The organism is Jejuia sp. G7-7 (genome assembly GCF_055808955.1).
The window spans coordinates 1,133,589-1,155,339 of the sequence record NZ_JBVVSZ010000002.1 but is presented as its reverse complement, the minus strand read 5'-3'; the positions used below and the strand labels follow the sequence as shown (position 1 = coordinate 1,155,339).

The following is a 21,751-nucleotide window of genomic DNA, read 5'->3' as shown; positions in this document are numbered from 1 at the left end:
TTAAAAGAAAAAAATCTTTTAACGGTTTTTTATCTTTACAGTCATTTTAAATTAATATTTGTCATTCTTGCATAAGCAGGAATCCACAGTTTAATAATAGGTTTAAATAAAGAGATTTCCGTCTTCACGGAAATAAAAAAATTTTTTAATGAAATACACAACATTACCCAATACCAATATAAAAGTTAGTAAAATTTGTTTAGGCACCATGACATTTGGCAATCAAAATACCGAAGATGAAGGTCATGCCCAATTAGATTATGCTTTTGATAAAGGTGTAAACCTTATAGATACTGCAGAATTATATCCTGTACCCGCAACCGCAGAAATTAGCGGACGTACCAGTAAAATAATTGGTACTTGGTTAAAAAAATCAGGAAATAGAGATAAAGTTATTATTGCCACAAAAATCGCAGGTGGTGGCGATTATACGGCTCATATAAGAACAACAGGTTTTAGCTCTAGTGCTATAAAAGAAGCGGTAGATTTAGAATTAGCGCGTCTACAAACCGATTATATTGATTTGTATCAATTGCATTGGCCAGAACGTGATACAAATAGATTCGGGATTAGAGATTATAAACACGATGCTAAATGGAAAGATAATTTTAATGAAATTCTTAATAGTTTAGACGGTCAAATTAAAGCTGGTAAAATTAGGCATATCGGAATATCAAATGAAAACTCTTGGGGCACCATGCGCTATTTAGAAGAACATAAAAACAATAATTTACCAAGAATAAGTACTATTCAAAATGCGTACTCAATGTTATGCAGAACTTTTTGAAACCGATTTAGCTGAAGTATCCCTTAGAGAGAATGTTGGTTTGTTAGCGTATTCTCCAATGGCATTTGGCGTACTTTCAGGAAAATACATAAAAAGAAATGCAAGTGATGATGCACGACTAAAACTATTCCCAAGATTTGCAAGATATAGTAGTGAACAAGCTACCGAAGCTACAAAACGCTATTTAAAAATTGCTGAAGACAACAACATTAGTTTAGCACAAATGAGTTTAGCCTTTGTAAACCAACAACCTTTTGTAACAAGCAATATTATTGGTGCAACAAAGTTGGAACAGCTTAAAGAGAATATTGATAGTATTGATTTGATTTTAAGTGAGTCCGTTTTAGAGGAGATTAACGAAGTACACCAGACTATACCTAATCCAGCAACTTAATAAAATTTCTTTACCTGAAAATAAACCACATATTTTGTCATAAAAAATAAAACTAAATGGCTTCAAATTATTAGAGAGTATTTCAGGCAAAACACAATATAGAATCCCTCGAGAACACTAAATTTTCATTTGTATTAGTAAGGGTATCTTATGCCCAGAAATACAATTTAGACAAACTATTAATGCAAAAAAACATTGAACGTCTTGGTTTTTGGATAATCATATAGAATTAACTTAACTTTAAGCACAAGAAACGATATGAAGTTCCACGTTTTAATTGGTAGAAAATTTTCAAAACAAACGTTTTGGTTGATGTAGGTTTTGAAAATGTTTCTTTTTAAAATAAAACACAATTGATAAATGAATATAGTTATACTATCCAGAAACGCAAATTTGTACTCTACCGACCGACTTATTGAAGAGGGAGAAAAAAAGGGCATAAAATGGAAGTGATAGATCCTTTAAAGTGCGACATTATCATTGAAAAGGAGAAGCCCACTATCTATTATAAAGATAGGTATTTAGACTATGTTGATGCTATAGTTCCTAGAATTGGAGCTTCGGTAACCTTTTATGGCTGCGCAGTAGTGCGACAATTTGAAATGATGGGGGTTTTTACGATTGTAACATCGGATGCTATACAACGCTCTCGCGATAAGCTGCGTAGTTTACAACGCCTAAGTAAAGCTGGTATTGGGATGCCAAAAACGGTATTTACCAACTATTCTAGGGATGTTGAAGAGGTTATTGACCATGTTGGTGGTACTCCTGTAATTATTAAACTTTTAGAGGGCACGCAAGGTTTAGGAGTGGTTTTAGCCGAAACCAAAAATGCTGCAGAATCGGTTTTAGAAGCTTTTAACGGTTTGCAAGCTCGCGTTATTGTTCAAGAATTCATAAAGGAAGCTGGCGGAGCAGATTTACGTGCCTTGGTGGTTGATGGACAAGTGGTTGGTGCTATGAAACGCCAAGGTAAGGAGGGCGAATTTAGGTCTAACTTACATCGTGGTGGTAGTGCTAATATTATAAAATTGAATCATGATGAATTGAAATTGGCCATGAATGCATCGCGTGCATTAAAATTGCCTGTTTGTGGGGTGGATATGTTGCAATCTTCTCGCGGACCTTTACTTTTGGAAGTAAACTCTACTCCTGGTTTGGAAGGCATTGAAACCGCTACTGGACGCAATATCGCAAAAGCTATTATTTCTTTTATTGAAAAAAACAAACGATAAATGACGCAAGTAAATGACGATGGTTTAACCATTCTAGGTGAAAACATAAAACCTGGAGAAAGTAAAGAGGTTAATTTTGATGTGGCTAATTTGCATACGGCATCGCCTGTAAATATTCCAGTAATTATTGAACGTTCAAAAAAACCTGGACCTACTGTTTTTTTACTGCCGGAATTCATGGCGATGAGGTTAATGGTGTTGAAATTGTAAGACAACTGATTGCAAAAGGTATTAACAAGCCCAAATGCGGTACTGTTATTTGCATGCCTGTTATTAATATTTTCGGGTTTATTAATTTAAAACGCGAGTTTCCTGATGGGCGGGATTTAAATCGTGTGTTTCCTGGGAGTCCTTCGGGGTCTTTGGCAGGACGTGTAGCTTATAAATTAATACATGATATTATTCCGCATGTGGATTTGATTATTGATTTTCATACAGGGGGTTCGGGTAGGTTTAATGCACCCCAGTTACGTTACTCTAAAGAAAATAAAGAGCTAAATGACTTAGCTAAAGTATTTGGGGCTCCTTTTGTGTTATACTCTAAAAATTTATCAAAATCATTTAGAACTACTTGTTATAAACTTGGAAAACCACTTTTGCTTTTTGAAGGCGGAAAATCGTTTCATATTGATGATATTGTTACCAATTCTGGTGTTAATGGCTCTAAACGTGTATTGAAACATTTAGGGATGTTACGGTCAAATTATAAATCGTCGAAACCTAAAAAAGAATGCGTGTTCATTAATGATAGTCGATGGTTGCGCGCTACACATTCTGGAATGTTCAAAGCCTCCATTAGTATTGGCTCACAAGTTAAAAAAGGCGATGTTTTAGGCAATATTACTGACCCCTATGGCAAATTCAACTACGCTGTTAAAACTTCGAATGCGGGATATATTATTAACGTGAATCAATCGCCTATTGTTTATCAAGGGGATGCATTGTTTCATATTTCTACGAAACTCAAACGGTAGTATGTCACGAGACCTATCAAGTTTCCAAAACCTGACAGGTCTAAAAAACAAAGCACCAAATGACAAAAGCTGAATTACGAAAAACATACAAAGCACTTCGGAAAAACTTATCTGAAACTCAGATTGACGATTTGAGTTTAGCTATTTCAAATCAGCTTTTAAAATTGCCTATTTGGGAATATTCGTTTTACCATATTTTTTAGCTATTGAAGCGCAAAAGGAAGTGAATACTGATTATATTTTGAATATTTTATCGGGAAAAGACAAAAATATCTTGATTTCTAAAAGTGATTTTAAAACGGGAGAGATGACGCATTTTCTATTGACTGATAATATAGTTATTAAAAAAAATAGTTATAATATCCCTGAACCTGTTAATGGTATAGAAATTACTAATGACAAAATTGAAGTGGTTTTCATTCCATTGTTAGCTTATGATACAAAAGGAAATCGTGTGGGTTATGGTAAAGGGTTTTATGATCGGTTTTTAGCCAATTGTAAACCTGAAACCGTAAAAATTGGGTTGTCTTTTTTGAAGCTGAAAATGATATTAGTGATGTTTTTGATGGGGATATTGGGTTGGATTATTGTGTGACAGCTGAAACGGTTTACAACTTTAAAAACTAAAAAAGCATCAGAAAAATTAATTTTCTGATGCTCTAAATAAGTTTTAAATATGGATTTGCAACTTACATTTTTATTAATTTTTTTGATCCTATAACACCTTTCCCATCTTTAAATCTTACAAAATAAACACCTTTACTTAATGTATTAAGATTATCGATAGTTATATTGGAATTATTTACTCTTTTTCGTCTTATAATGCGCCCTTGAATATCGTGTAATTCAACACCAAGATTAATCAAAGTATATTCTTGAGGTAATTTTATATTTAATCTATCCTCAATTGGATTTGGGTATACCACAAAACTTGAAATTACATCAGCGGCATTTGATAATGTGTTATTTACAATATTTACAGTATAATCTTCAACCTCTGCATCATTATCGTTATTCACAACTAATCCACATGGCCCTGAAGGTGTCCAATATCGTCTTGATGCGATACGCATTCTTGTATTTCCACTAAGCGCAGAAAGAGGAATTGTAAATGAATTGCTTCTTGGGAATTAGCAGTAGTTCCCGAAGCATCATTCCAAACCTTCTCACCAGAGTCATCAAAATCACCATCTTGATTTAAATCTATCCAAACAGCAACTCCAGATTGATTATAACTAGTACTTACATTTAATGTATAGCTTGTTGAACCATCAGCATTTAAATCTACAGGAGTAACACCTGTAAAATCTGTATAATCTGTATTTACTGATGACCCGTTTACAATTGATGTTCCGCTTTCTCCAAATATTGCAACATTACTAATGTGCCCTCTAGTCAAACCAAATGCATTACAATATGACAAAGCATTTGTTGTAAAAGTATCCAGCGTAGTGTAACCTGATTGAGAAGCCCCACAATCACTTCTTACTTGATATTCATAAGTAGTAGAAAGTTCTAAACCTGTTAAAGTTATACTACTATTTGAAGTTGTTTCAGCTAACCAAACAGAAGCACCTTGTTCTCTATATCTCACTTCAAAAGACACATTATCTATAGCATCCCAAGATATTTCAGCAGTTGTAGTGTTAGGGTTTACCGAAAGATTTGAAGGCGTCTGTAATGCATTAACTGTTATATTTTGATTTGCAGTTACAATAGTGCCATTATCATCAAAAGACCAAGTAACTACATGAGAACCTGAACTATAAGTAATTGGGTCTGTAGTCGTACCAACAATGTCTTGACAATCACTTTCATTTGAAAGTACCGTTGGCGCAGTAAGTGTTATTGGGCAGTATGTAACAATATCATCTAGTGTAGGTGCACTAATTGGGTCTGTAACCGCAGGGCCTACATATTCTATTTTAATAATAACACCAGGGTTGGTAATACTAACACCACCCGTTGATGATGGGCCAGAAGTTCCTCCTGAATTATCAGTTACGGCATATATTGTTAAACCATCTGGCGAAATTGCAATATCTCTATAACGATCATTTGATGAATGAAATTCCTCATAAAAATCATCAACTATATCATCTCCAGCTGCGTTTAATTTCGCTCTAAAAATAGTTCCTCTTTTAGTGTTGGAATTAATAAGGATTTATCCCAACAAGGAATACTACCTGCTTCGTGAATATCAATACTCGCCGGAGCTACACCAGGCCAAGTAAAATAACTTCCAGAAGGCTCAGAAGCTACTGTACTATTGTAAGTTCCAATTGGGTTTTCAAAATTTGATGGTGCTCCAGAAGGATAAGATTCATATTCTGTTGCGTTGGTAGCGCCATCACCAGTAGGACAAGCATCATTACTGAAAGTTTGAGAGCTACAGTTTGAGGCTGAAGACCAATTACAATATTGGTATCCCATATTATCATAATACCCTGCAATTTCTGGCCATCCGTAATTTTTACCGGAAACTATTTTATTTAATTCGTCATCAGTTTTTGGTCCATGTTCAGAACTGTACAATGTACCATCTTGCGCAAATACTAATCCTTGTGGATTTCTATGCCCGTATGTATAAACATGAGTTTGTACACTATTTAATGTAGGGTTATCGGCAGGCACAGAACCATCTATTTCCATACGTAAAGTTTTTCCAGGGTAATTATCAAAATCTGTTGCAGATGTTGGTAATGTTTGAGATAAAATAGGATCACAATAATTACCAAATTGATTAGCACCCTGATCTCCAATTGAATAATACAATTTATCATCTGGACCAAATTTTAAACGTCCCGAATTATGATCATCACTTCCGGGTAACCCTTCAATTATTGAACCATTTGAGTTTAAGCTTGTATCTTCAGTAAGTAACCCTGTACCATTGTTATAAATCAATCTAACAATTCTAACTTTTAAATCTCCGCCATCATCATAACTATATGAAACAAAAACGTAGTTATTTGTTGTAGTAGTAATATCATCATATAAATCTGGATGAATTGCCATTCCCATTAAGCCCCCTTGTTTTGAAACTGTTACTTTTGAGCTTAAATCGATAAGTGTTGTAGGTGTATTAGTTGCTGTAGCAGTACTTACCTTAACTATTTTTTGTCCTCCTGATTCCCATTGTGATGAATTCCCGGTTCCAGAACGTTCTGTAATCCATAAATCACCATCAGGTCCATAGGTTACTTCCCATGGAAAATCTAAGGCGTTATCACTTGTGATTTTCGTAGTTGTCCAATTTGACCCGGCGGTTATCGCACTAGAACTAGGAGTCATTGGTGTTTGCCCAAACGTGTTAATAGTAACAGTTAAAATGGCAACTAAAAGTAGTTTTTTAATCATTTTTGGTTTGCTATTAATTATTTATAATCAGTTTTTTCGAAATTTTCATTTTTGATGCTTTAATTTTTGAAATGTAAACTCCCGATACGATATTGGCTGAAATCTCAATACGACTTTCAGAACTATCAATAGTGCTTTCAAAAATTTTCTGCCCCAATGTATTAAAAAGCTCTAGCGTATGAATTTGATAATTTGTTGGATTGAGTAAGACCAAAATTTTGTTTGAATTATCATAAAAAAGAGATGTTTGGTTATCTAATGCAATCTCTGGATTTAATACCTGACTTTGATTTGAAAAAACTATTTCAAATCTCTCATCATTTACGCCATTGAGTGCTGTACCAATAAATTTTGAATCTCTCAAATTATGATAGTTATTATTAGTTTTATCTCTTAAATAGATTTCTGTAGCATCATCTACATTTTCAAGTGCATCAAGTGTAATCTCAATAACACCTTCTTCTTTAGTTTTTATGCCTAACGGAAGTATTGTATTAACAGCATCTATTTCGTCAATACCTTGAATGATATAATTTGCATCACTTATTTTCCAATACATATCTTCTGCATTGTTTTCAATTAAAGCCCCTTCATAGCCCCAATCAAAATCTAAAGATGCATTTTCATCTACAGTTGCTAAGAGTTGTCTTTTATAACCTGTAGGAGATTTGTAACCTATTCTAAGTTTAGATCTATTATCTTCTAAATTAGATAATTGAGATTTTTTAGTTTTAGAAGTTTTGAAAAATGAAGAATTTGCGCCTTCTGTAACAAAAATTCTTTGATCGTTCTCAAACTTTGTATTTCCATTTGAACTAGCAACAACAAAAAATCCTTGACCTACTGGGATATACCTTTTGGAGTTATAGAACCTGACCCAGTTTGATCTACATCTGGATCCGGAGTTGCAGCACTACCATTTATAGGAGGTACGCCACCAGAATAATTGTATAAACCATAACCCCCTTGATATTCCCCTAAATTATGTGATCCTCCACCATAATGTTCCCAAAAATAGAGCGTCCCGTCTAAATGTGAATTATCACTTAAAAATTCTGATCCATCAATAGCTGAGGGGTAGGGATTACCTACTAAATAATCATTACCTCCCGTAGTGGGTAAATTTATCTCTCCATTGTTTGGCGTTCCTATAAATACATAATTGCCAATTGCATCAGGGCCGGGCCCAGGACCTTTCATTGTAAATCCTTCTCCAACTAATAAATTACCGCTGCTTCTTACTTGTTGCCATTCAGAATAAGTATCACTAGCTCTGTTATTAAATTTCCATATCCAATAATCTGCTATTTCAATATTTGGTGTAGCATTACCATCGCCATCATAATTATTTCCTCCTAAAAAGTTAATAGCTTGTGGATTATCAGGGTCTTTACCATCGTTTAAAACAGAGCCAACCGTATAAGTTTCATTACCATCAATATCTGAATCTGGATTATTAGAATGTACTGGAGAAGACCAATAATTATAATGAAATATATCTGTAGTTCCTTGTTGATCTCTTTCTAAAGTACCTGAACCAGTTAAAGTACTCGTTTGTGTTTGTATTAATTGAGATTGGCCTTGTAAATCTATTGTGCCATTTAAACTTAAATACCAACTATTTTGTAATTCCCCATTAATTTCTAATTCAACACCTGAATCTATAATTAATCCAGATGTCGCTTGACGACTAGCTGTAGTTATGTTGTTTTTTACATGAACAATAGACCAGTCTTTGTTACCAGCACCACTACCAATATCCCAAACATTACCATGTAACCACGTTGCATCGTTTGCCCATAGACCATCTACTGTTGTTTCATAAGGAAGTGGTGCGGTTTGGAAATAAATATCTTTAATATTATACATTTTTCCACCAGTAGTTCCATTGCCAGTAATATCATCAGTATAAGTATCCATCTTATAATATCTGGATAATGTTCCTGCTAAAGTTCCTGAAATGTCTACTGGAATTATAGCACCACGTTCGGCAGATGTTAATTCTTGATAGACCATTCTTTGTAGTTCAATTTCAGTTAAGGCTTTTGTAAAGACTCTAACTTCATCTATTTGACCTTCAAAATAATCACCATCTGTATCTGGTGTTCTTCCTAAAGTGAAACTAGAAACATCTGATGGTAAAGCACTCGCTACAGCAGTTGTTGCCTCTTGTTCTCCATTGACATATAATGTAAAAGCACCACTAGTAGTATTGTATATTGCAGCAACATGCACCCAAATACCTTCTGCTATTTCAGCGGCAGATGTTAAAGTATTTCCATCAGCTGTAGCGGCAACATGCCCAGTATTAGTTACATATAATTGAATTTCGTCTTGACCTACAATAACACGTTTGCCTGTTGAACCTGGCTCAACTTTAATCCATGACATTACAGTAACATTTGCCCATCCATCTATAACAGATGCTTCTTCAACATAATCGTTTCTTCCATCAAAAAACAATGTGTAAGAATCATCTAAATCTCTAGGAGATCCAAATAAAGTATTATCTGTATCAAAAATATCTAAAATACCATCTTTGTCGGTATCTACAGTATCATCTAAAACACCATCATTATTAGCATCTAAATGTGCATAGATTTCTGTTTTATCTATATCGCTTCCGTTAGAAAAATCATTAGGGCTATCATCACTATCAACATCTCTAAAATTTGGTATCCCATCACCGTCGTCATCTATTGGTGTTGGGTATGCATTACCTGTTCCGTGGTCTAATCCATCTGCATCATCATCATTAGCATCAGCAGGACCCAAAATACCATCACCATCAAATTCATCGTTTAAAATCGGACTTCCAGAGCCGTCTAGAATATTTCTATCTAAACCATCTCCATTACCATCTCCATTTATATCTGTATCTCCTCTGTTATCATACTCTACTGTGTCAAAAATTCCGTCATTATCAGAATCTAAATCTAAATAATCTAATACGCCATCACCATCAGTATCATATATAGGATTTGTTAAATCTATTTGAGTCCCTACTGAACCTGAAAAACCGATATCTCCAGGGTTACGCCCTGAAGCATCTTGAGGATCATATAAATCTTGTACTCCATTATTATTTATATCTACCCACATATAAGCACCAGTATCGTTATTTACGGTTCCATCCTTATCATCATCTGTGAGTTGTAGTTCAATAACGTTTGGTACACCATCATCATCATTGTCTAAATCTATGGCGTCTTCAACACCATCTCCGTCTAAATCACATAGTGTTTGTAACACAAAAATATCATCAAGAGCTAAATCATTACCTAAACCACCTGGACTTTCATTAGTTAATCGTACTTTAAATTGTGTAAAGTTAGTATTGAATGTTGCACTTACATTTACCCAATCTCCGTTAACATAATCAGCTGTAGGAGCTATTGGCCCTGAAGATGATGATGTAATAACTGTTCCTGTAGGATCTAAAATTTCGATTAAGACTGAAGGTCTTTCTCTAGTTGCTATTCCTGGCGCATCAGCTCTATCTAAATTTATAGCTGAAAACCCATAAGTAATGTCTACACCAGCACTTACACCAGTAATAGTGGTTTCGTAAAAAATACCTGGATCAAAATCAGCATTAAACATTGCCATTCTACCATTTATATCATTAGGTGTATGGTCTAGACCTGGATACCAAAATTGATCTGCCCAAGAAGCTACTTCGCCATTTGGAGTATCATTAGTGCCATCGGCATCAGCAGCTCTGTAATATACAGTATATGCTCCATCATTCAGATTTATTGATCCACCACAAGCTCCCAACCCAATCCCATCTTCAAAACAGTATGTCGCACCAATAATTGTTCCTCTTGTTGTTCCTGATTGAAAATCTTCATTTAAAAAAACTACATCAGTTGTAGTTGCAACAGGATTAGCTACACAAGAGACTTGTTCTATAACATCTAGAAGACCATCATTATCATCATCTAAATCGATATTATCTGGGACACCATCATTATCCGTATCTGGGAATGTTTGTTCTCCGAAGCCTTCTATAGCAAAAGTGTATGGGTTTTCGTCAGCATCATCGCTAGTAATCGAAACTATAGCTGTTCTTGTACCTATAATTGGTGCTGTAGGGCTAAAAGCAATAGTAAAAGTTACTGAAACTGATGAGCCAATTATATTGGTTGACGGTTGGGCTGCCACGGAAAAATCTGCACTTCCAGTAATAGTTACTGGTGCTCCAAATAAATTTAAAGTTGTACCACCATTATTGGTAATAGTAAATGTTCTTGATGAAGGTATTGTACTATATATATCGTACACTCCAAAATCTGTATTGTTGTTAGTATTTGTTGTAACATCACCATCAACTATATTATTTCCGTTTGCAGTAATATCAATTTCTGCAGGAGCTGAAGGATCTATCTGTAGATTTACTAAATAATCTTCAAATTCTTCTGGTTGCCCTCCTGAATTTCCACAAGGTTGGTTTGAGGAATAATATCTTCTAGTACCCACTCTTAACGCTGTATTTCCATTTATCGCAGAAGTTGGTATCGTAATATTTTGTACCACAAAAGGTATAGCTTCTGTACCATTTGTGCTGTAGAGCATTTCACCTACATCATTAAAATCTGCATCTCCATTTAAATCTATATAAACCGTCCAACCCATAGTTTCTCCAGTAGAATTATTTACAGAAATTGAAATTGGATATGTACCGCCTTTATAATAGGTTATTGCTGGAACGGAGCCAGTAAAGTCGTTATAACCACTATTATCTCCAGAGGTATTATTAATTGTTGTTGCAGCCTCTCCGGTAGAAGAAACATTTGTTATATAATGAGTTCCATAGGAATTGCTAGTTGGTATACATATGCCAAAATTAACAGATACATTTACGGTACCAGTTGCGCAATCATTGTTTGAATCGCAAATATTATAAGTAAAGCTATCATTTCCTATAAAGTTTGCATTTGGGATATACTCAAAAACACCATCAGTAATCTCTGAGACTGTACCATTTGCTGGTGTAGTATTTATAGCATAATCATCTCCATCACTGCCATGAGAACTACCTATATTATCATTGCTACTAACATCAACTTGGTTTGCAACTCCAGCAGTACTATTTTTTTCAACTATTAAATTATCGTTATTAGCAACTGGATCGATTGGTGCGCCAAAATCTATCGTATAATCGTGTACTTCAGCACGTTCAATGTAACTACAACCATCTGCAGGTAATGAACTACCTCCACCACAACCAGAACAATAACCCGTTGCTATTCTAAGAGTGGCTAGTCCTGATACCCCTCCTGGAATAGTTATTGAGCCAGTACTAGTCTGAGAAGCTGTACCATTATTAGAATAAGCAGGATCATCGTATACTTGTACAAATGTACCACTCCCATAATCTATCCACATTCTTACTCTTAAATTTCCCCAAGTTTCTTTAAGGTGAGTTATTGAAAAATTATATGCCCCTCCTGGAGACATTTCTACTGTTAGACCAGTATTATCGGTATACATCTCTGGGTTGGTAGTATTGTCTCCTAGGTCAGTATAGTTTATTTCTGTTGGAGAATTGTCCCCTGCGATAGTAACATTCTCCATTGCAAAAGTATTCCATGACACCATTCCAGAAGGTGCACATTGAGCTACTAGTCTGTCAGAACAGAAAAAGGCTAGCATACAAAAAGCAACTATTAAATAATAGTGACGAGAGTTAAAGTAGGTTCTTTTCATTCAACAATTTAGATTTAGAAAAACACTAAACTCTTTTGAGGGCTATGAGCTTAACATCTTGACACTTAATCGTTATTTTTGAGCAATTCATCGACAAAAATTAAAAAAATTTACACTTATAAAAGAGAAAAACAAACTTTAACATTTGTTAATAAGTTTGAGTAGTTAGTGCGTAGTAGTAAAATTTATGAAAAAATTATTTTTTTTGAGAAAACGCACGTTTATTAAACACAATAAGCATTATAAAACCTGTACTGATAGCCATATCTGCAATATTAAAAACAGGTTCAAAAAAAGTAAAGAATTTACCACCATAAAAAGGCATCCACTCAGGCAGGTATCCCTTATATAACGGGAAGTATAGCATATCTACTACCTTGCCATGAAGTAAAGTGTCATAACCTCCTTCTTCGGGTAAAAAATCGGCTATTTGCATACTACTATCATTAAAAATCACACCATAAAATACAGAATCTATGATGTTTCCTAATGCACCTGCAAAAATTAATGCAACAGCAACGATTAATATTTTAGAACTTCGCTTTTTGGTGGCACTATAAAGCCAATAACCAATTCCAAAAATTGCAATGACTCTAAATGATGTTAAAAAAGTTTTAGCTGTTCTGTCTGAAATAAACGATACAAAATCGCTAATTCTTGTTCCCCATGCCATTCCTTCATTTTCGATAAAGTATATTTTAAACCAACTAAATACTTCAACACTATCATGAAGCACAAAATGTGTTTTAACATATATCTTACTTATTTGATCTATTAGTAGGATAACAATAATTAAAAGAATGGATTTTTTTAGAGACATTTATTTGATAAACTGCAGCTTTAGCAGTAATGACAGTAGTTTTTAAAAGAGAAACGTCTCGTTTTGAAGCGAGACGTTAACTATTTATTATAAATGCAATTTATTTCTGCATATTTTTAGCTTCAATGCTTAAAGTAGCATGTGGTACTAATTCCAAACGCTTTTTATTGATAAGTTTACCAGTTACACGACAAACCCCATAGCTTTTGTTTTCAATTCTAATTAACGCATTCTTTAAATCACGAATAAATTTTTCTTGACGAATTGCTAATTGCGAATTTGACTCTTTACTCATAACAGCACTACCCTCATCAAATGCTTTGAACGTTGGTGAAGTATCATCGGTACCATTATTATGATCGTTCATATACGCACTTTTTATCAATTCTAAATCGTGTTGTGCTTTTTCGATTTTTTCTTGGATTAGTGTTTTGAATTCTGCTAAATCACTATCTGGGTATCTTACTGTATTGTTTGAAGCCATAATGTTAATGTTTTGTAATAAATAATTTGGTATTTACATCATCAAAAGCAATTTCTATACCGTTATTTATTTGGTCAATAATTTCTAATTCTTCTGTTAATGTTTCTGTTTTTATATAGTCTATATTTGAGTCTACAGCTTGCTTAATCTGTTCGTCTCTTTGCAATTTTACATCAATTCTATCGGTTACTTCGAAACCAGAATCTTTTCTTAAATTCTGAATACGATTTACCAACTCTCTTGCGATACCTTCCTGTCTTAACTCATCGGAAATGGTTACATCTAAAGCAACTGTTAAAGCACCTTCGTTAGCAACTAACCAGCCTTCAATATCCTGAGAAGTAATCTCTACATCTTCGAGTCCTAAAGTAATATTTTTTCCATTAATTACAACGTCAAAAGTACCATTTTGCTCTATTTTGTTAATATCTTCAGCTGTAAAGTTGATTACAGCACCAGCAATGGCTTTCATATCTTTACCAAAGCGAGGCCCTAATGCTTTAAAATTCGGTTTTATTTTTTTAACCAAAATATCTGAAGCATCTTCAAGAAGTTCAATTTCTTTAACATTAACTTCGTGTTTGATTAAATTTGAAACTGCTAGAATCTCCTCTTTCTGTTGCTGATTTGAAATAGGAATCATGATTTTTTGCAATGGCTGGCGTACTTTTATCTTTTCTTTAGCTCTTAACGATAATACTAAAGATGATATTGTTTGAGCAGCTTCCATTTTGCGCTCTAAACTTTTATCAACATAAGTAGCATCAAAAACTGGAAATTCTGCTAAATGCACACTTTCAAAAGCTTCTTTTTGAGTTACAGCATTTAAATCTAAATACAGTTTATCCATAAAGAATGGTGCAATTGGCGCACCTAATTTAGCAATTGTTACCATACATGTGTAAAGTGTTTGGTATGCCGAGATTTTGTCGGTTTGGTAATCACCTTTCCAAAAACGTCTTCTACTTAAACGCACAAACCAATTACTTACGTAATCTTGTGTAAAATCTGATATTGCTCTTGTTGCTTTTGTAGGTTCGTAATCTGCATAATACGCATCAACCTTTTGAATTAAAGTATGTAATTCTGATAAAATCCAACGGTCTAATTCTGGTCTATCTTTAATAGCAATATCAACTTCAGCATAACTAAATTTGTCTAAATTAGTATATAAACTAAAGAAAGAGTAAGTATTGTAAAGTGTTCCAAAAAATTTTCGTTTTACTTCTTCTATACCCTCTAAATCGAATTTTAAATTATCCCAAGGATTTGCATTAGAAATCATGTACCAACGCGTAGCATCAGCTCCATAAGTTCCTAAAGTATCAAAAGGGTCTACAGCATTTCCTAAACGTTTGGACATTTTTTGTCCGTTTTTATCTAACACCAATCCGTTAGATACTACGTTTTTATAAGCGATAGAATCGAACACCATTGTTCCAATGGCATGCAATGTATAAAACCATCCACGAGTTTGATCAACACCTTCTGCAATAAAGTTTGCCGGAAATGTTGTGCCTTTATCAATTAAATCAGAATTTTCAAATGGGTAATGCCATTGTGCATAAGGCATAGACCCTGAATCGAACCACACATCAATTAAATCACTTTCGCGGAACATTTTTTGTCCTGTTGGTGAAACTAACACAATCTCATCAACAATGTTTTTATGTAAATCTAAAGTAGCGTAGTTTTCTTCGGAATTGTTTCCTACTTCAAAATCTGCAAAAATATCTTTGGCTAAAACTCCTGCTTCAACAGCTTTTGCCATTTCAGATTTTAATTCTTCAACTGAACCGATACAGATTTCCTCTTTACCATCTTCTGTTCTCCAAATTGGTAATGGAATCCCCCAATATCTTGAACGTGATAAATTCCAGTCATTTGCATTTGCTAACCAGTTACCAAATCTGCCTTCACCTGTACTTTTAGGCTTCCAGTTTATGGTTTTGTTTAGCTCATGCATTCTCTCTTTCACATTAGTTACTTTGATGAACCAAGAATCTAATGGGTAATATAATATTGGTTTATCTGTACGCCAGCAATTTGGGTAACTGTGTTTGTATTTTTCAACCTTAAAGGCTTTATTTTCTTCTTTTAATTTGATGGCAATTTCTACATCAACAGAACGCTCTGGAGCTCTACCATCATCATAATATTCGTTCTTTACATATTTACCAGCAAACTCACTAACTTCCGGACGAAAACGACCTTGTAAATCTACAAGCGGCACTAAATTATCATTTTCATCTTTAACCAACATTGGCGGCACTTCTGGAGTTGCTTGTTTTGCAACTAAAGCATCGTCTGCTCCAAAGGTTGGTGCTGTGTGTACAATTCCTGTACCGTCTTCGGTAGTTACAAAATCTCCAGAAATCACTCTAAAAGCGTTTTCTGGATTATCGTTTGGCAAAACATATGGTAATAATTGCTCATAACTAATACCTACTAAATCTTTCCCGACGAATTCTTTAACTACATAAAACGGAATCTTTTTATCGCCAGATTTATAGCTTAACAATTCTGATTTTTCTTCAACTTGATTGAACTTTCCAGAAAACTGATAGTTGACAAGTTTCTTAGCTAAAACTACTTTTATAGGCTCAAAAGTGTATTGATTATACGTTTCAACTAAAACATACTCAATTTTAGGTCCAACAGTTAAGGCTGTATTACTAGGTAATGTCCAAGGTGTAGTTGTCCAAGCTAAAAAATGAATATTTCCTTCGTTTTGTAAAAACTCCGGAAGCGATTCTACTTTTGCTTTAAACTGAGCAACAACGGTTGTATCAGTAACATCTTGATATGTTCCTGGTTGATTCAATTCATGAGAACTTAAACCAGTTCCTGCTTTTGGTGAATAAGGTTGGATGGTATACCCTTTGTATAATAAATTTTTATTGTAAATCTGTTTTAACAACCACCAAACAGATTCCATATATTTCGGTTCATAGGTAATGTATGGATCGTCCATATCTACCCAATAGCCCATTTTTTCGGTAAGGTTATTCCACACATCTGTATAGCGCATTACAGCTTTTCTGCAGGCAGCATTATAATCTTCAACAGAAATGGTTTTACCTATGTCTTCTTTTGTAATGCCTAATTCTTTTTCAACACCTAACTCAATTGGCAAACCATGAGTATCCCAACCAGCTTTACGCTTTACCTGATACCCTTTCATGGTTTTATAACGTGGAAAAATATCCTTAATAGCACGTGCTAAAACGTGATGTACTCCTGGAAGTCCATTTGCAGATGGTGGGCCTTCGTAAAACACATAAGGTTCATTACCTTCTCTTGTGGATACACTTTTTTCAAAAATGTTGTTTTCTTGCCAATATTGTAGTATTTCATTAGCTACATTTGGTAAGTCAAGTCCTTTATATTCAGGAAATTTCGCGCTCATTTACTCTTAAATCTTATAAGTTCGCGAATTTAATGAATAATTGGTAAATCTTTAATTTTTAAAATAAAAAAAGCCAAAACAAATGTTTTGGCTTTTTCATCTTAGGTTGGTTATTTGGTTTAAATTAATTTATAATTAACTTTTTAGTAATAACTTTACTTGTGTTTGTTCTAAAACATGCTATGTAAGTACCTGTTGCTACATTTGATAGTTTTATGCCTTTATCTAAGGCTGATTTTGATACATTATTCAACTCCATTACAGACTGCCCTGTCATACTAAACAATGTGAATTTCTCAACCTCTCCTAGTAGTTTCTTAGCAAAAATCATATGGCTTCCTTTGTGATAATAGATAAAGTTTTCATCTGTTTTGATTTCTTCTGTACTTAATATACTGGCTTCTGATTGGAATACTATTTCTAATCGGTTATTGAACTTGCCTTGTTCTGATGAAAATCTGTAAGGTTGTTTATTGGTTAAATCAAAATACTCGCCTGTTAAATTATCTCGTAAATATATTTCTTGATCTTCTTCTATATCCAACAATTCTGAAATTTTAATTTCAAATGTATTATCGCCTGATGATTTAAAATTTAAGGACACTACTTTATCCTCTGAAATAGGACCGTAGGCTTGCATGTTCATGTTTTTACCTTCTAAATTCAAGTTTAAATCGTTGTTGTTTGATTCTACACACTCGGCATCATAACCATAATCAAAAGCATCTGAAGTTGCTTCACTAAACCCTAAAAGCAATTCACGTTTAACTTCTGGCCCTACAACTGTATTAAACTCTAAACGGATTTTTTGAATAGTGTTTGAAGTATTTCCTTTTGAAGCTGTTCCTTTAGATTTTTTGTTTGTACTGCCTTTAAAAAATGTTGAACCATTGTTATATGTTCCATCTGCATCTGCTTCTTTGATAAAAATCCGTTGACCGTTGTTAAACTCTACATTGCCATCAGCTATTACTTCTACTATAAAACCCTGACCTACTGGCAAGTATCTTGACGGTATTGCTGTTCCTATTTCTCCGCCTGTGGTTTCGCCTTTAAGACCTACAAACTGTCGAGCTCTTACGCCGCCCATCTTATTGACTTGAGCATAACCTCCATTGTAATCTCTTAAGTTATGCGATGCGCCACTCCATTGTTGCCAAAGTTGAAGTGTACCATCTATTATTCCTGCATTATCATCTATAAATGCATGAACATCAATAGCTGATGGATATGGGTTCCCTAATAAAAATTCCGTTTTAGATACTTCTGCTACTGATCCAGGTCCACCTTTATCTTCTACCTCTACTAGAATTGTACCGTTGTTGGGCTTGCCTTCAAAAATATATTGTTGTGATGCACTTGATACTCCTGTTCCCTTTTGAGTATAACCCATACCTGGAGGGAGATCCCATGAAGTACCTATTTGAATCCAATCCCAATAACTAAGACCATTTATATATACAAACAACCAATAACTACTTATATTTCCATTTGATGTATAATCTGATGTAAACTGACAGTTAAATCCAGATTCATCCTTAATCATATCTAAGTTAAACGTCGAATTATTAGCGTTATTTGTTGCCGCGTTATTATCCGTTAAACTTGTTGCTCCTAGAGCACCAACTGGAAACCCCCAATAGTTGTACCAATAAGAACTTGAAGCGCCTTCTTGTCTTCTTAGTATTTTTCCTGTTGATGAGGTTACCAAATCACTATATTCAGTCTGTACTAATTGTGAATCGTTCATTAAATCTAATGTGCCGTTTAATTCTAAATACCAGCTATTCTTAACCTGATTATCTCCGTTTACAGTTAGAGTACTTCCTGAATCTACTATCAATCCCTGTGTTTTTAGTGATGAATTTAAATTCATATCATGGCTTACTTGTACTATTGAGTATCCTGAATTGTTAAGTTCACTCATATTCCATGCAGCACCAGAAACCCAGTTTCCTGAACTTTCCCAACTACCTGAACTTGATGTTCTATATGGCATTGGTGCAGTTTGTCCTTGTACTGTTAATATATTATGTAATTCAGCTGTATGTCCTTTTGATGAAAAATCATCCGTAGTTGAATTTATAATATTGGTCATGGGATAATAGCCTTGCAGATTTGACCATGACACAGTAGCATTGCTTGTATCGTCTTTTACGGGTTTAGGGACAATTTTACCTGAGACAACTCCAGAATCATTAGTAATTTCTTGATACACAATTTTTTGTACTTGAGTGCTAGTTAGTGCCGTATCAAAAATACGTACTTCATCAATATCACCCTTTAAATATTCTGTATTGGATGATGCATTTTTACCAATCGTAAAAGCATTTGCTGATGCAGAAATACTAGAACTTAATGCTGCGTGGTTGGCACTAGTTCTATAATTTCCATTCATATAAATCTTTAACTTATTTGAAGGCAAAGCAGAATCGAACACAACTGTAATATGCGTCCAAACATCTTTTATAAGAGCATCCGAACTGGTAAGAGTCATTGAATATCCGTTAAGTTTTATCATGGGCTCTCGTGATGAATTTATTACAATTTGAAAATCACCTTGACTCATAATACTACCTGTACCAGAAAAAGCAGAATCTAATCTTACCCATGCCATGGATGTCATTTGAGTAAATCCACTTAAATCTAAATCACTATCTACATAATCATCTACACCATCAAAATCTATAGTTGCTGATGGTGGAGGATTAAGATTAAACACATCCCTATAATCCAAATCTCCACCTGAAATCAAATCACCATCTGTATCAGGTAATATTGATAAATCTGAAGGATTATTTATTTCATCATTAACATCATAACCATCATTGAGGTTGCCTCCTTCAAATGTATTATCCAATCCGTCGCTATCAGTATCAACATTTAAGATGGTATTTGCCATACCATTTTCTTCAATATCTGGAGTAGTGTCATTGTCACTATCTAAATCTATATAATCATATACCCCATCACCATCAGTATCAGTAAGCGCTAAACCTGTACCATAATTATTGTAGATACCTGTTGAAACATCTATTGTCAAGGATGGAGCAACATATCCTGTTGTGGTTTGAGCCTCAACATTATCTGGTATACCATCGTTGTCAGCGTCAATATCTAAAAAATCAGCATTTCCTAAACCATCTGTATTTCCAGGTGTATTGCCTGTACCTGCCGAACTTGGAATTCCGTTTGTTGTGACAGTATTTCCTATAGCTCCATCTGCAGTACTATTATTATCAATATCAGTTCCTCCAGATTCTCTAACATCAGTTATACCATCATTATCACTATCTAAATCAAAATGATTTGGAATTCCATCGGAATCAGCATCTAAATTTAAACACACACCATATGCATTTAACGTACAATAATCTGCATCTTTATAATTTTGAATACCATCCATATCTGCATCTGCAGAAGGATCAATACCTCCAGACTCATCAGTATCCTTAATACCATCATTATCATCATCTAAATCATCTACATCACTATACCCATCTTCATCAAAATCATCTAGCGTAAAAATAATTAGTTTTCCATCGGCATGATCTGAACTAGAACCTGTTAACTGAGCCTTAGTAATTAAAGAACCATTTGGAGCTATATCATCAAGATAAAATAGTGCTATACCAAGTGTTCCCTTATTCTCAACAACTCTATCGCTTAACCAATAATCTGAATTTGTATTTGGCGGATTAATAGCTCCTGGAGTTCCGATACCATTGGGACCAATTTTTCCTGTGCCACCAAATCCATATTGTGTAGAGGTTTTATTTATAAATGTTTCTCCAAGTGATTGCTCAGTACCACCACCTGCAGGAATTCCGAATAGCTCCAAATGCAAACAGTTATTTGCATTTCTTTCAGTAACAGCAATAACACCACTTGAGGTAGCTAAAATACCTGTTCCGTAAGTTAGGGTTTGCCTTTGTGCATTAGTTGTAGATTCAGTTGTATAATTATCACAGATATTAGCACCATTTGCACCAGAACCAAAATAATGATTCAAATTTAAATCTTGAAAAGCTATTAATGCTGAAGCATTCCATGTGCCACTTGCACTTGTAGTTTCTATATTAGTACCGTTATTTGATATTTTATTTTGTCCATGACCATCTGGTCCTAACTGGGTTAATTGATACCCTATTGGAAATCCGAAATTTAAATATACAATTCCATTTACTGTAACACTTTTAATTGTAGCAGATTGATTTGCTGCGGTTTGAGTATCGCTCCATTGAAATGTTACACCAGATTGAATACTTGGCGCATTAGTTTGAGCAATTGCTTTTACAAAAAAGAGATATCAAGAATACACCTAACAGTAATTTTATTCTCATAATTAATAGATTTGGGTAAATCGAATTAATTTATATAAACAAATTTTAATACTTCATTATTTATTTCATGTAATATTTTGAACATGAAAAACTTATTACAATAAAAAACATTGAAACTAAACTTGAGGGAAGAATATTTCAACTTAAATAACCATAAAATATTATGGTTCGAATTAAGTATAAACACAAAACTAGGTGAAAAATACGATAAAAACAATTAAAAACACGATGAA

Annotated in this window: 9 protein-coding genes and 4 pseudogenes; 4 read left to right on the top strand and 9 right to left on the bottom strand. The window is 34.1% G+C overall.

Features of this window, described 5'->3' with window-relative positions; genetic code table 11:
* Positions 1–148: 148 nt before the first annotated feature.
* The 4 pseudogenes from AC0L5U_RS15490 (at position 149) to AC0L5U_RS15475 (ending at position 4,017) form a co-directional block, all read left to right on the top strand.
* A pseudogene (locus AC0L5U_RS15490) lies at positions 149–1,181 on the top strand (aldo/keto reductase).
* Between the two features lie 360 nt (positions 1,182–1,541).
* A pseudogene (gene rimK / locus AC0L5U_RS15485) lies at positions 1,542–2,416 on the top strand (30S ribosomal protein S6--L-glutamate ligase).
* Positions 2,417–3,390 (top strand): annotated as a pseudogene (locus AC0L5U_RS15480) (succinylglutamate desuccinylase/aspartoacylase family protein).
* 59 nt (positions 3,391–3,449) lie between these two features.
* Positions 3,450–4,017, top strand: a pseudogene (locus AC0L5U_RS15475) (5-formyltetrahydrofolate cyclo-ligase).
* A gap of 62 nt (positions 4,018–4,079) precedes the next feature.
* On the opposite strand, the gene AC0L5U_RS15470 reads toward AC0L5U_RS15475, so the two are convergent.
* From AC0L5U_RS15470 to AC0L5U_RS15430, 9 genes are all read right to left on the bottom strand, one after another.
* Positions 4,080–4,463: a T9SS type A sorting domain-containing protein gene (locus AC0L5U_RS15470; RefSeq protein ID WP_473417385.1), complete on the bottom strand. Its 384-nt coding sequence runs from the start codon at positions 4,461–4,463 to the stop codon at positions 4,080–4,082.
* Positions 4,412–5,086 (bottom strand): fibronectin type III domain-containing protein, encoded by a 675-nt coding sequence (locus tag AC0L5U_RS15465; RefSeq protein WP_473418311.1) that lies wholly within the window; start codon positions 5,084–5,086, stop codon positions 4,412–4,414. Before AC0L5U_RS15465 ends, AC0L5U_RS15470 begins: the two co-directional genes overlap by 52 nt.
* Before the next feature lie 416 nt (positions 5,087–5,502).
* Entirely contained in the window at positions 5,503–6,750 is a 1,248-nt protein-coding gene (locus AC0L5U_RS15460; RefSeq protein ID WP_473417384.1) for a PQQ-dependent sugar dehydrogenase, read from the bottom strand.
* A 13-nt stretch (positions 6,751–6,763) separates the two neighbouring features.
* A complete protein-coding gene (locus AC0L5U_RS15455; RefSeq protein ID WP_473417383.1) occupies positions 6,764–7,309 on the bottom strand; it encodes a T9SS type A sorting domain-containing protein in 546 nt (181 codons plus the stop codon).
* Positions 7,310–7,590: 281 nt separating this feature from the next.
* Entirely contained in the window at positions 7,591–12,462 is a 4,872-nt protein-coding gene (locus AC0L5U_RS15450) for a LamG-like jellyroll fold domain-containing protein (protein ID WP_473417382.1), read from the bottom strand.
* 196 nt (positions 12,463–12,658) lie between these two features.
* Positions 12,659–13,282 (bottom strand): lipoprotein signal peptidase, encoded by a 624-nt coding sequence (locus AC0L5U_RS15445; RefSeq protein WP_473417381.1) that lies wholly within the window; start codon positions 13,280–13,282, stop codon positions 12,659–12,661.
* A gap of 100 nt (positions 13,283–13,382) precedes the next feature.
* The gene (locus AC0L5U_RS15440; RefSeq protein WP_473417380.1) at positions 13,383–13,766 is read right to left on the bottom strand and encodes a TraR/DksA family transcriptional regulator; all 384 of its coding nucleotides are present in this window, start codon (positions 13,764–13,766) and stop codon (positions 13,383–13,385) included.
* A gap of 4 nt (positions 13,767–13,770) precedes the next feature.
* Entirely contained in the window at positions 13,771–17,175 is a 3,405-nt protein-coding gene (gene ileS, locus AC0L5U_RS15435; RefSeq protein ID WP_473417379.1) for an isoleucine--tRNA ligase, read from the bottom strand.
* Positions 17,176–17,299: 124 nt separating this feature from the next.
* Entirely contained in the window at positions 17,300–21,187 is a 3,888-nt protein-coding gene (locus AC0L5U_RS15430) for a LamG-like jellyroll fold domain-containing protein (RefSeq protein WP_473417378.1), read from the bottom strand.
* Between the last annotated feature and the right edge of the window lie 564 nt (positions 21,188–21,751).